Origin of the sequence: Photorhabdus khanii NC19 (assembly GCF_000517265.1) — a bacterium.
Lineage (GTDB): Bacteria > Pseudomonadota > Gammaproteobacteria > Enterobacterales > Enterobacteriaceae > Photorhabdus > Photorhabdus khanii.
The window spans coordinates 247,172-260,088 of the sequence record NZ_AYSJ01000004.1 but is presented as its reverse complement, the minus strand read 5'-3'; the positions used below and the strand labels follow the sequence as shown (position 1 = coordinate 260,088).

Annotated in this window: 11 protein-coding genes; 9 read left to right on the top strand and 2 right to left on the bottom strand. The window is 40.6% G+C overall.

The features are described from left to right. Positions 1 to 201: hypothetical protein (locus PTE_RS25600; RefSeq protein ID WP_036843931.1), on the top strand; the 201-nt coding region annotated here is incomplete at its 5' end. Between the two features lie 432 nt (positions 202 to 633). Here PTE_RS25600 and PTE_RS05575 read toward each other — a convergent pair. Both PTE_RS05575 and PTE_RS05570 read right to left on the bottom strand, forming a co-directional pair. Next, a complete protein-coding gene (locus PTE_RS05575) occupies positions 634 to 993 on the bottom strand; it encodes a hypothetical protein (protein WP_241826099.1) in 360 nt (119 codons plus the stop codon). Positions 994 to 1,161: 168 nt separating this feature from the next. Beyond that, positions 1,162 to 1,833 (bottom strand): response regulator transcription factor, encoded by a 672-nt coding sequence (locus PTE_RS05570; protein ID WP_036843929.1) that lies wholly within the window; start codon positions 1,831 to 1,833, stop codon positions 1,162 to 1,164. 446 nt (positions 1,834 to 2,279) lie between these two features. On the opposite strand from PTE_RS05570, the gene PTE_RS05565 reads away from it, so the two are divergent. The 8 genes from PTE_RS05565 to PTE_RS05530 all read left to right on the top strand — a co-directional run bounded on the left by PTE_RS05565 (position 2,280) and on the right by PTE_RS05530 (position 12,878). Next, on the top strand, positions 2,280 to 3,773 hold the full coding sequence (locus PTE_RS05565; RefSeq protein ID WP_036843926.1) for an APC family permease: 1,494 nt from the start codon (positions 2,280 to 2,282) through the stop codon (positions 3,771 to 3,773). Continuing rightward, positions 3,748 to 4,344 carry a DUF3156 family protein gene (locus PTE_RS05560; RefSeq protein ID WP_036843925.1) on the top strand — a complete coding sequence of 199 codons (597 nt, stop codon included), beginning with the start codon at positions 3,748 to 3,750 and terminating at the stop codon, positions 4,342 to 4,344. Before PTE_RS05565 ends, PTE_RS05560 begins: the two co-directional genes overlap by 26 nt. 462 nt (positions 4,345 to 4,806) lie before the next feature. Continuing rightward, positions 4,807 to 6,252, top strand: a complete 1,446-nt coding sequence (locus tag PTE_RS05555; RefSeq protein ID WP_036843923.1) for a 4-hydroxyphenylacetate 3-hydroxylase family protein — start codon at positions 4,807 to 4,809, stop codon at positions 6,250 to 6,252. Between the two features lie 391 nt (positions 6,253 to 6,643). Then, positions 6,644 to 8,212: an alpha/beta hydrolase-fold protein gene (locus PTE_RS05550; RefSeq protein WP_239002522.1), complete on the top strand. Its 1,569-nt coding sequence runs from the start codon at positions 6,644 to 6,646 to the stop codon at positions 8,210 to 8,212. A 103-nt stretch (positions 8,213 to 8,315) separates the two neighbouring features. Beyond that, the gene (gene phoA / locus PTE_RS05545; protein WP_036843921.1) at positions 8,316 to 9,758 is read left to right on the top strand and encodes an alkaline phosphatase; all 1,443 of its coding nucleotides are present in this window, start codon (positions 8,316 to 8,318) and stop codon (positions 9,756 to 9,758) included. 155 nt (positions 9,759 to 9,913) lie between these two features. Beyond that, complete coding sequence (gene attM, locus PTE_RS05540) at positions 9,914 to 10,705, top strand: AttM family quorum-quenching N-acyl homoserine lactonase (RefSeq protein ID WP_198539170.1); 792 nt, start codon at positions 9,914 to 9,916, stop codon at positions 10,703 to 10,705. Positions 10,706 to 11,146: 441 nt separating this feature from the next. Beyond that, positions 11,147 to 11,902 carry a pentapeptide repeat-containing protein gene (locus tag PTE_RS05535; protein WP_051477206.1) on the top strand — a complete coding sequence of 252 codons (756 nt, stop codon included), beginning with the start codon at positions 11,147 to 11,149 and terminating at the stop codon, positions 11,900 to 11,902. A 223-nt stretch (positions 11,903 to 12,125) separates the two neighbouring features. Then, on the top strand, positions 12,126 to 12,878 hold the full coding sequence (locus PTE_RS05530; RefSeq protein WP_036843918.1) for an acyl-CoA dehydrogenase family protein: 753 nt from the start codon (positions 12,126 to 12,128) through the stop codon (positions 12,876 to 12,878). Positions 12,879 to 12,917 lie beyond the last annotated feature (39 nt).

Genomic DNA, 12,917 nt, shown 5'->3' with positions numbered 1-12,917 from the left:
GCCGTTTACGGCGGGGAGCAGTCACGTCAGTTCGGTTGTTCCTATATCCACATTGGTTTCTCTTGTGAGGAAAATAAGCCTTTTATTCTACTCAATATATGGATCGATCCATGGGGATTAACCGGAAAACCACTAAATTCTCCTGATATCGTTAAGTGGAGTAATAAAGGTGGTATAGTTTGGCAAGAAATAGATACCTAAACTTGGGCTTATAAATTTACCGATGCATCCTTAATTTTCTAGGCTTTCACGTCATTCACCGCACAGGCACGTATCCTTATCAGATTAATAATTTCCTGTTCTTTCTCGATCAGAATGGCCAGTGTTTCAGTCAGTAAATCAATTCAATTAATGGCAAGATAGTACAGAGATGGTTAAAGTTTTTTTGGGGTAAATGGTGTATTCCGTAATAGAGAAATGCTAGAAATAATCTGGCTATGTTGGCGGATAAATATTTCTACAATGTCCTGTATGTTATTTTTTAGCATAAATTCATGGTGATATTTATTCTTCTTCGTTAGTGTCTGTTGAACCATGTTAATAGCATTTTCCTGATTTTTTACCGATATTACTGATTTTTACTGTATTTCTCATCAAGAAAGAATATCGGGTTAAAGAACCCGATACTATTAATTAAATCACCTGGACAAAACGCCCGTTAATTAATGAAAAGATTGGTGCAATAGTAGCAAGATCTTTATCACCATCTTCACCATCTTCATCATCAACGTAATAGGATATTGGAGAGTGCCTTAAATCTGATTTATTCACTAATCTGACCATTCTGCCCCGATTCATTATTTTAACGGTGTAATCATTCCAATTAATTGGTATCATTTTGAAGTTTTTTGCATTGATCTCACTAATAGACTGTTCAATGAAAATACTCTCTTCATTTTCGCCGGTAGCCCAGGCCCAGGCTTTGAGCGCAACTTTTTGTTGTTCTCGGAGCGTATTCACATCTTTTGCATTATAGGCCTGCCAAACGGCCATATAAGCCTGTTGCAGTTGCCGGCGCTGTTCAGGTGTATCCGTGTAGGGGGGTTGCCTTCACCCATTTCCATTCCGGTAAGCTACTGATTTTTATACTACGACTAAACCAGTATAAGGTCATATTTAATGGACATTCTTTGGGATAAAAGGTTAGGATATCCTCTTAGTTTAATCGATATTCAGGTTCAGCCGGGTAATAAACCCACTGGAAACCAGTTCAGTGCGGTTGGTGACTTTAGTTTTGGCAAAGATATTACGTAGGTGGGTTTTTACCGTAGACAGGGAAATATCAAGTACTTGTGCAATACGTTTGTTACTTGAACCTTCTCTTACCAGATTAATAATTTCCTGCTCTTTAGCCGTCAGAATAGCCGGTGTTTCAGGCAGTAAATCTCTGGCGGCTAATTCAATTAATGGCAAGATAGTACTGAGGCGGTTAAAGTCTTGTGGGGTAAATGGTGTATCCCGTAATAGAGAAATGCCGGCAATAATCCGGTTATGCTGACGGATAAATATTTCCGCAATGTCCTGTATGTTATTCGGCAGCATAAATTCATGGTAATACTTATTATTCTTCGTAAGTGTCTGTTGATCCATGCCAACCATATTTATCTCATTTTGCTGATAATTGGCAGGTCTCAGTGGATCTAATTGCTGGAAATTCGCCAGATAATTTTTATGTATTTCGTCTGAAATACCGTACAGAATGTAATTCTCCGGGTGTAACTCATTGTTCACCAGATAGAATGCTGCTGCTGAGATAGGAACCAGATGGGCAATGGTATTCAGGCAGCTATTGATTAAGGCATTTTCACGGCTGGCAGGGAGTACGGTAGACAAGAAAGTTCTCTCTTTAGAGTAGTACCTAACTGAATAAATCAATCATCGACGATTAATCAAATGCTAATTAAAATGCAGAATTAACACAAAACAAACATATTAATAACGTGATGTAGGTTGCAATAAACGAAATTTCCTAAGGTGATGATAACTCACTCATCACACTCTGTTGGTACATATCTGAAATAATTTCTTTATGTATTAATAAACGGGTTTGTTCCTTATTGATTGATATTTAACTGGTTATTTTTATTTTCCGCTATTTGTTTGTATTTTTCGTCATGCTCATTCAGTGATTCATCCCCCTTTGGATATCGTTCTTTAGGACGATGGTCGGTATTCCTGTTCACTTTCTATAGTGTATTTATCCTCGATAAAGTTTACAAAAAATTCACATATGAATCGTTGTGAGCGTTATTTTTACGACCGGAATAAAAGGGAACATGATGAATATGTCAACGCGGCTTACTTCGCACATTGAAAAGGGAGTGGTGGGGTTTCCTACCACACTGGCAAGTTCTGTCGGCGTTATCATGGCAAGCCCAGTTATTCTGACCGTGACAAGTGGTTTTGGCATTGGTGGTGATACTTTCGCCTTGGCAATGTTGATCAGTTTTATCATGATGCAGGCTCAGGTGACGACGTTTGCTGAGGCGGCAGCTATTTTGCCTACATCCGGCTCTGTCTATGATTATATCTCTTGTGGGATGGGACGGTTCTGGGCGATTACCGGCGCGCTTTCAGCTTACTTAATTGTCCATATTTTTGCGGGTACGGCAGAAACGATTCTGTCCGGCGTTATGGCGTTAGTTAATTTTGAGAACCTGAATACGGTGATAGAAAGCCATAACGCTTCGTGGATGGTGGGTGTTGGGCTGGTTATTACATTTGGATTACTGAATGCGCTGGGTATTGAAGCGTTCAGTAAAGTCGAAATTGTGCTGACATTCTGCATGTGGAGCACGTTGGTTATTTTCAGTATTTGTGGGTTATTGATACCGTTTGCTGTGCCGCTGGAGAGTTGGTTTGGTGAAGGGCTGAATCTGGGCGATCCATTGGCGGTACTGAGTCTGGTGGGTATGGCGATGTTTATGTTTGTCGGCTGTGAGCTGGTGACGCCGATGGCGCCTGAAATTAAAAACTCTGCAAGAGTGATTCCGCGGGCAATGATGACTGGCTTGTGTGGCGTGGCTTTTTGTATGTGTATATATGGGGTGTCAATCAGTCATCAGGTGGAAAATGTGCTGGTGGATGCAGAAAATAATGTTCGTTTACTTGAAACGCCAATGGCGATCCCTGCTTTTGCCGGTCAGGTGATGGGTGATTTTGGTAAGTATTGGATTGGTATCGGATTATTACTGGCGGGAGCGGCAACGATTAATACCCTGATGGCGGCGGTACCTCGTATTCTCTACGGTATGGCATTGGATGGCGCATTGCCGCGTATTTTCGCTTACCTGCATCCACGTTTTAAGACGCCAATATTTGGGATTCTGGTTGCAGTGATGATCCCTTGCTTACATGCCTTTATTATTCAGGGTGATTTGAACCGGATTATGCCGTTGGTACTGGCTGCTGTATGTGCTTGGTGTGTGGCTTATCTGCTGGTGACATGTTCGGTGATATTATTGCGTATCCGCAGGCCTGATTTGCATCGTGCCTATAAATCACCGTTTTTCCCGTTACCTCAGATTATCTCCAGTGTGGGGATTATCCTGGCGATTATTCATATCACTCCGTCGGGAATGAATCCAAGTGAAGTATATATTCCATTCGCCATCATATTGGGTCTGACGGCCAGCTATGCTCTGTTCTGGACGTTATGTGTACAACGGGTGAATCCGTTTAAACCTGTACCCGTTGAGCAGGTGCTTTCGCATACTTTTGCTAAAGGTGAATTGCCGGGGGTGAAACTTGAACCGCTTCGTTCCCTTGTTTGATCGTGTGTGGCGGCGGCTGAATAAGCCCCGCTATCCTGCCGGCTATCAGGCCGGTGTGACCCTGAGCCGGCTGAAACAGAACCTGTCACCTTATTGTTGTGAGCGTTTATCAGCAAAAAGTATGCAAATCATTTTGCCTGATGGATTGCCGGTTGAAGTTTATGAAAAGCCGAAGGCGTTGTTTCTGGCCTACATTGTAAGTTGTTGTTTTCGTTTGCACGGAATAACTTCACTTAAGGAAAAAATAGTTATTAAAGCCAACGTTAAAGGGATATTTCGGCGGAAGTTGGTGACTTATTATTGTTGTCAGGGGGCAGAATCTGGACAGCAGGTTATTGATTTATTTAATCAGTATCCGTTAATTGGTGAAACGTTGGCGGAATTGGATTTTCGGCATCTCACATTGAATATTCATCAGGGGCAATGGCAGTTTGAGGTGGAGCATTTTGCTGCTTCTGAGATTGTCAGCCGATTGCCAGCCAGTCGCCGTTATTTACGCCTGACGACGGAACAACGTCATCTGTTGCTCAGTACATTGCTGATGTTTAGTCAGCTAATGGGAAAGCTTTAATTTAGGCAATTTTTCTGCGTTGTGAAGATTAGGAAAAACATCGACTTGAGTTTTATTTTAAACCACGAATTAGGATTTAACCCATACGGGTATATGAATAATCCAGTGAGTTTATATTAATCCTCATGGCGAAAAAGGTATATTCACAATAAATCGTATTCTTATTTATAAACTAAGATAGATATCACAAATACCCTAGAAAATTTATTGAAATCTTTTATCGAATCACTGTGATTCCATCTAAACTTATATATCAAGTAAAAAACAAAAAATAATACAAATAGGAAAATTTAAATGGCAGTGATAATTCCGGAGCCTTATCGTATAAAAGTTATTGAACCTATTGATTTTAAATATGAGCCAAAAATCCTCAGACATTTCACTGCCCGATTCAAAGAAATACCCAGAAAGTAATTGGCCACTGATTTATTTAAAGTTGATCAAGTTTCGGAGGAAATAAGAATGTCCAGAACAGGTGAGCAATATATTGAAAGTCTGCGTGATGGAAGAACTGTTTTTCTTAATGGAGAAAAAGTGACTAATCATGTCGATCATCCTGCTTTTCGGAATGTAATCAGGACCGCAGCTTCACTTTATGATTACCAGGCAGAACATGCCGATCAGATGAGATTCGAAACACCTGGCGGTAAGAATGTGGGTTTATATTGGGAACTTCCGGATACCCGGGAGAAATTGATTGCCAGAGGCAATGCTGCGTATGCCTTGGCAACCCGGAGTGGTGGCTGGTTAGGCAGGAGCCCGGATCATGTCGCTTCTGTTATTACCGGAATGATAACTCACCTGGAAGTATTTGAGGAATATTCCAGAGACAGGGCAGAGGCGTTAAAAAACTACTACTTATATGCCCGTGACAAAGATCTTTATTTGGCTTTCACATTAGTTAATCCTCAAGGTGATCGATCCAAAACACCCAGTGAGCATACAAAAAATTTATTTCACTCTCTCGGTGTGCTGGAAGAAAAACCCCAGGGAATCATTGTTCGGGGGACGAAGATGTTAGGGACAGCTGCGGTGCTTGCAGAAGAAGTTTTTGTTAGTGTGTTCAATCCACTCAAAGAATCAGCTGATGATAAATATGCTTTGTCTTTTGCATTGCCTTTGAATACGAAAGGAATAAAAATTCTTTCCAGAAAATCCTATGAAATAGGGAGCAATAAATTTGATTCCCCTTTAGCGCATCAATTTGATGAAAACGATGCAGTTATTTATTTCGACGATGTTCTCGTTCCGTGGGAAAGAGTTTTTGTTTATAAAAATATTGATATGTGTCGTCGTCAATTCGAATCAACTGCCGCCGAAGTTTTAGGGGATGGTCAAAGTCTGGCTCGATACGCTGTTAAGTTGCATTTTTTGGCTGGTTTAGCTCATGCGCTGACTGAAGCCACAGGAGTTAATGAGGTTCCTGCCGTTCGCGAGTCGTTAGCAGAGCTTGCTTGCTACGCTACTAACATTGAAGGGCTTTTCCGTGGTTTGTTTCACAACCCAGACCGACATAATGGGTACTATATTCCCAATCAATTACAATTATATGCTTGTCAGGTCGTTGCTCAGTCAATTTATCCCAAGGTGATAGAAATCATCAGAAAACTCTCGGGAGGTGGCGTGATTATGTTACCGTCAAGTTATGTTGACTTCGCAAACCCAGAGATCCGTTGTTTAATAGAAAAAACACAATATTCAACCTTACTGGAACCCATTGAACGAGTAAAATTGCTGAAATTAGTCTGGGATGCTGTTGGTTCTGAATTTGCCTCACGTCATATTCAATACGAAATGTTCTATTCGGGAGCCCATTTTGTTGCTCTGTCTCGTCTTTATGGACGATATGACTGGAATTTAGCGAAGAGTATGAGCAAAGAGATTTTGGATTCCATTTCGGTTAATTAAATTTTGCAGTTGATAATCATACTGTTTGATTAAGTTTAATTTAGTGAGTAGTTAAACAACTTTATCTTTGTGACATTTTCAGAGGCGGAATAGAGTATATTCCGTCTCTTTTTCGTAAATGAATCACTTAATATTTTAATGTACAGGGATCCGCAAGATTATATCAACGCATTGAGTCATTTCTATTTTCGACCATAAATTATTTTATCCTGTTAGGGAATGATTTCTCTGGAATGTTTTTGCACATTTATCTCTGTATGGAAAAATTAGCACACAATTTATTCTATTGATAATAGTAATTGTTATTATTGTTAAATAACAATTTGATGCATGATTTGTCGCGGAAAAATGGTTGAATATTTTTAACTGAAAATCAATAAAAGAGAAAAGAATGAAAATAAAGATAATGATATGTGCTCTTATGGCTTCTTTCAATGTATTTGCATCTCCGTGTCACCAAATAAAATTCCAGCAAGATCAACAAGAAATAACAGGGAGTTTCGATTCTCAGGGAATGGCTTGTATTGAATTTAAAATTCAGGCTGAACATTATGTGCGCGGATCGGGACTGGGTATAGAGAAATTGGTGGTTCAGAAGGGGAATCAACAACATATTCGTACGCTTTTTTCCGATAATCCGGCGGATGCCCGGCAGTCAATTGGATTTACCGTTCCTCAGGCAGGAAAATACCGGTTGGCAGCCAGGGGGAAGGCTGGTGCCCCGTGGCAACTCACATTGTCATTTCCACATTATATTCCCTGGGATAATGATTACGGACAGCAACCAGAAAGCCCGCGCCTGAAACAACTCCAGGCTGAAATAGTAAAAGGGAAAGGAACCCATGCTTTCTGGCGAGAAATGGCCCGTCATGGTACACCACTGATTGAAGATTATGATGGTAAAGACAAACGGGTAACTTTCTTGTGGCGTGGGGCAAAAGCGAATGTTTTTATTCTTGGCGCACCAAGTAACGATCATGATCCTATGTCACATCTGGCAGGAAGTGATGTCTGGTTTCGCAGCTATATCGTTCCGTCAGATACCTTGATGCAATATAAATTGGCACCGGATTTGCCGCAGCTGGAAGGCACTGCTGACGAGCAACGTAGCGCGATTCTGGTGACTGCTCAGGCTGATCCGTTGAATAGAAATGTGGTGCCGGCGGTGTCAGAAGATGCGTTCAATCATGATTCATTGCTGGCACTAAGGCCAACGCTGTGTGATGTAGAGCAATTCAAGCAATTACCTTTTCATGGTGATGTTAAGGTTCATCTGCTTCAAAGTAGAATTCTGGGCAATAGTCGGGAAATTGCGATATATCAACCGGTTATCCCGATGAAACAGCCTGCCATGTTGGTGCTGTTTGACGGGAAGATTTACCGTAAGCAGTATCATATTGATAGATTTTTTGATTCCCTGATTGAAGAAGGAAAAATTCCACCAATGTATGTGGTGTTTATCGATAGCCTGGATAACGCACGCCGGGGTCAGGAGTTGCCACCCAACCCTGATTTTGCTGAATTTATGGCTAGCGAGCTGATGCCGTGGTTGGCTGCTCAGGGGATTGAAGCTCCGGCGGAACGTACCATTATTTCAGGCTCCAGCTATGGCGGACTGGCATCTTCATGGGTTGCATTTAACCACCCTGAGTTGTTCGGTAATGTCCTTAGTATGTCGGGTTCATATTGGTGGGCACCTCAGGGAGAAGAGCCTGAATGGCTGATCCGTGAGTTTGCCAAAGCAGAGAAAAAACCGCTTCGTTTCTATTTACAGGCGGGCTTGTTTGAAGTCAACCGGGGTGAATTGGAAGGTATTCTGCATAATAACCGTCGCATGAAAAAAACGTTATTGCAGAAGGGTTATCCGGTTGAATCCAGTGAAGTCTCCAGTGGTCACAATTATGTCTCATGGTGTGAGACGCTTTATCACGGAACACAGTCGTTGGTAACAAAATGGTAAATTGGATCTATTTTCTTCACATAATTGTCACATAGTTTATTTAGTATCCCTTTATCAGATAAAGATGATTTTTACTTCGATTGCTTTCTAATAAGGAAATCTTATGTCTCAAAAGTATACGAAAAGTTTGGTTGCAGCGATGATATCAGCCTTAATTTCAGGTGTCAGTTTGCCCGTGTTGGCGGAGGGTGAGCAGGGGGCGAATCAAATTATGGCGGAAGGTCGGGCAGTAAAAGGTAATATTATGGAATTTGGTGGTGCTCGCCGTATGAGTCACAATCAAACTGAGGCATTAAAAGCAGCAATTAATAACAATAAAGCCAAGAATGTTATTTTGTTTATTGGTGATGGTATGGGAGATTCTGAAATTACTCTCGCCCGTAACTATGCGGAAGGTGCCGGTGGATTTTTCAAAGGAATTGATGCCTTGCCATTCACCGGTCAATATACTCACTATTCTCTTGATAAAAAGACCCGGAAACCCAACTATGTGACTGACTCAGCCGCTTCTGCCACCGCTTGGGCTTCCGGTATAAAAACCTATAATGGCGCGCTGGGTGTTGATGTATTTGGTAAAGATCATCAAACTTTGCTTGAGCTGGCAAAAATGAATGGTAAAGCGACAGGTAATGTAACAACGGCGGCAATTCAGGATGCGACGCCAGCGGCACTTTATGCACATGTGACCGGTCGTAAGTGTTATGGTCCAAAAGAGACGACAGAAAAATGTCCGACTAATGCACTGGAAAATGGCGGGCGTGGTTCGATCACAGAGCAATTATTAATGGCTCGTGCTGATGTAACATTGGGTGGCGGTGCCAGGATTTTCGTCCAGAAATCGGTTGCCGGCGCTGGAAAGGGTAAAACGCTGGAAGAGCAGGCGCAAGAACAGGGCTATCAGTTGGTAAGAGATGTTAAGTCCTTGAATTCAATTACTGAAGCAAACCAGAAAAAACCGCTGTTGGGCCTGTTCCATGAAAAAAATATGGATATTGCCTGGGAAGGGCCTAAGGCGGTTTATCACGGTAATATTGATAACCCGCCAGTGAGTTGTAAAGTTAACTCCAAACGGAATCCTGATGCGCCAACGTTGGCACAGATGACGGAGAAAGCCATCGATCTATTGCAAGAAAATGAGAATGGTTTCTTCCTGCAAGTGGAGAGCGCTTCTATCGATAAGCAGGATCACAAAGCTAACCCTTGTGGGCAGATTGGTGAAACCGTCGTATTGGATCAAGCGGTTCAAGTTGGTCTGAAATATGCCCGTGAACATGGTGATACATTGGTTATTGTTACAGCCGATCATGCCCACTCTAGCCAAATTATAGAAGCTGATGTGAAATCTCCGGGATTAACTCAGGCATTAATTACCAAAGATGGTTCAATAATGGCGGTTAGCTACAGTAACTCTGAGGGTAAAGATCAGGAACATACGGGGACTCAGCTTCGTGTTGCTGCTTATGGACCTCAAGCAGCCAATGTTGTTGGTTTGACTGACCAGACAGACCTGCATTTCACCATACGTGATGCAATGGAGTTGAAGTAATTTTTGCCAAATGATGTGTTGAGTGGTAAAAGTTGAAAGTAAGGTTTTTTTAAAATCCCGCCCGTTAGTCAGATTTTCTGATTAGCGGGCAGATCTGTGTACAAGTCTCATAACCCCAAATACCCTACAAATCCGATAAAAAGGTTAACATCATTATGTCAGACATTCGCCTGTATATGCTGCAAACCGGATCCATCAAATGTAAGGTTCACAATATTAAGATGAATCAGGGGAATGGTGCCGATTATGAAATTCCGGTTCCGTTTTTTTTGCTCATTCATCCTAAAGGTCATACGCTGATTGACGGCGGTAATGCGGTTGAAATTGCAACTGACCCTGAAGGCTATTGGGGGGCTATCACAAAAGTCTACCGGCCGGTAATGCGTGAAGATGAAGGCTGTGTAGCGCAAGTGAAAAAGTTGGGTATCGATCCCGCAGATATCCGCTATGTGGTGCAATCCCATCTTCATCTTGATCACACTGGTGCAATAGGACGTTTCCCTAATGCGACGCACATCGTACAACGACTTGAATATGAATACGCCTACACGCCGGACTGGTTTGCTGTTGGTGGCTACATTCGTAAGGATTTTGATCGTCCGGGATTGAAGTGGGAATTTCTGGATGGGGAACGCAATGATTTGTTTGATATCTACGGAGACGGTATTTTAAAAACGGTATTTACTCCGGGGCATTCGCCGGGGCACCAATCACTGCTGGTCACTCTGTCGAACAGTGGCAGCCTGTTGTTAACGGTTGATGCTGCTTATACTCTCGATCATTGGGAAGAACGTGCATTGCCTGGGTTCCTCACCTCTACTATTGAAACCGTACGTTCGGTGCAAAAGCTACGGTATTTATCTGAACGTACGAATGCGATTGTGGTAACGGGACATGATCCGGATGCCTGGCCAACATTTCGTAAAGCACCGGAGTATTACGATTAACCCGATACAGCCCGCTTGAAAGCGGGCTCACTGTGTGCATTCGGCAGTGACTCACTCGGTAATTAGATGGCTTAAATGTCCACTTAATATTGGTCTGAGTCCTATTCCTCGCAGCAATTTACTTAATTCATTTAACTAATTCTTTGTGTAATTATTAATTTTTTGAAGAGGATAATTTTTGATTTTAATGTAAAGTGAAGAGATAAGTGATGATGATTTATAATATTTTGTTCCAATAACGATCACAAAATTAGCCCAACAAGGTTTACATTTTTGGCATAAGGCTGATATTGTTCAATAAAAATGAATTATAATGTCCAGATAATAAGTGTCAAAAAAATATTATATAAAATCATCAGTTATTTCTATTGTTAAATCAATCATGTAAATAAATTAAAATAGTTGTATTATTTATCCTTATAGAGTTTGAGAAATTTTAATATGTTCGAATATAAGTTGGATATTTCAGAAGAAATCTGTGTTATTGAAGGTAGAAAATTTAATAATTTGGATTGGAGTCATGAGGATCAACCAGATCTGGTATTTAAAGATTGTGTTATCATTGATTCGAAATTCTTAGGTGCAAATTTAAATGGCTTGCGTTTGAAAAACTGTCAAGTGTTTAACTGTGACTTTAGTGAAGCAAATATTTCAAATGGTAAGTTTGAAAATACATTATTTTATAATAAAGAGAACCAACAAGGTTGTAATTTCCATAGTGCAGACTTACGTGGTTCAACATTTATTTTCTGTGATATTTCAACAAGTAACTTTTATCGCGCCGAGTTATTCGATATAACAATTGATAGGTGTCAAGCACAAGGATGTCATTTCGAACTGGCTGACTTTACGAAAGCAGTCAGTCGAAAAGTGATATTTAGTGCAGCAACATTAATAAAATCAAATTTTCAGTATTCAGACTTTGAGGGAGTCTATCTTGAAAAATGCGATTTGTCAGAAAGCAAGTTAGTTTCAGTCGTATTGACAAGAGCAAATCTTGAAGGCGCGAACTTAACCAATACTATTTTTTCTCCTTCACAGTATGATGGGCTATCAATATTTAAAGCTGATCTGCGAAATGCGGAGATTGCAAATATAGATGTGAGAGCATTAGATTTCTCTGGAGTAGAAATATTTGAATGGCAAATGATTTCTTTGATGGAAGAGATGGGGTTTATCATTCATCCAAATAATTAAAAAATACGATATATACCCTATAGATTTCAAGATGCATAGAGACGGCAAGGGAGCGAATCCCCGAGAGCATAGCGAACTATGTGACCGGGGTGAGCGAGTGCAGCCAACAAAGAGGCAACTTGAAAGATAACGGGTATAAAACAATCAGGATAATACTGGTCTGGATAAAGGAGAATATACTCCTTCCCAGCCTATTGTGCTGGAGATTCCTTTGATTATTTAATTGAGATCTCCAAAAGAAAATCCGGTAGAAGAATATATCAATAAAAAATACCAAGTTAATAATGAAATCCAAATTAATCCTAAAGTGAAAACATTATTAGACTGGCTAAAATTAACGGCTAAATCAGATTATGAGTTAATTAAAAATAAAGAAATATCGAAACAGTTTATTTATCAGTCAGGAAAACTTGGACTTTTCGGGATGCAAATCCCTAGAGAGTTTAACGGTATCGATATTTCTGTTTCAGAGACTGCCCAAATCATTGAGCAGCTAGCGGCTATAGATATTACCCTTGACTCTTTCACTATACTCCAGTACTCATGTAGCCACTCAATATTCAAACATGCCAGCTCAGAGATAAAGCAGGAATATCTGCCGAAAATGTCGACTGGTGAGATGATTGGCTGTTTTGCATTGAGTGAACCTGCTGCGGGTTCGAATCCGAGAGGGATGGAATCAACTCTGACAAAGCGTGATAATGATTCATGGATACTCAATGGTAGTAAATGTTGGTTAGGTGGGGCCTCTATTGCTGGTGTGTTTATTGTATTTGCAAAACATCAATCTGATGATCAATCAGGAATTAGCTGTTTTGTCATTCCTGCATCTGCCTCCGGTATGGATGTTGGTGATGAACAGAATAATTTGGGTGTTCAAGGTCTTAATTTACGTACTGTCACTTTTAACAACGTTGTTGTTAAAAATACGTATTACATCTATAAAAAATGCAATATCACATTCAGAATAATATAATTTCGTCGATGAATATAAATGTTTTATTTACTTGACCCT

Excerpts from the sequence above, each read along its gene's own strand:
- phoA (WP_036843921.1), top strand. The coding sequence starts at position 8,316 with ATGTCTCAAAAGTATACGAAAAGTTTGGTTGCAGCGATGATATCAGCC.
- PTE_RS05565 (WP_036843926.1), top strand. The coding sequence starts at position 2,280 with ATGAATATGTCAACGCGGCTTACTTCGCACATTGAAAAGGGAGTGGTG.
- PTE_RS05575 (WP_241826099.1), bottom strand. The coding sequence starts at position 993 with ATGGCCGTTTGGCAGGCCTATAATGCAAAAGATGTGAATACGCTCCGA.
- attM (WP_198539170.1), top strand. The coding sequence starts at position 9,914 with ATGTCAGACATTCGCCTGTATATGCTGCAAACCGGATCCATCAAATGT.
- PTE_RS05535 (WP_051477206.1), top strand. The coding sequence starts at position 11,147 with ATGTTCGAATATAAGTTGGATATTTCAGAAGAAATCTGTGTTATTGAA.
- PTE_RS05550 (WP_239002522.1), top strand. The coding sequence starts at position 6,644 with ATGAAAATAAAGATAATGATATGTGCTCTTATGGCTTCTTTCAATGTA.
- PTE_RS05555 (WP_036843923.1), top strand. The coding sequence starts at position 4,807 with ATGTCCAGAACAGGTGAGCAATATATTGAAAGTCTGCGTGATGGAAGA.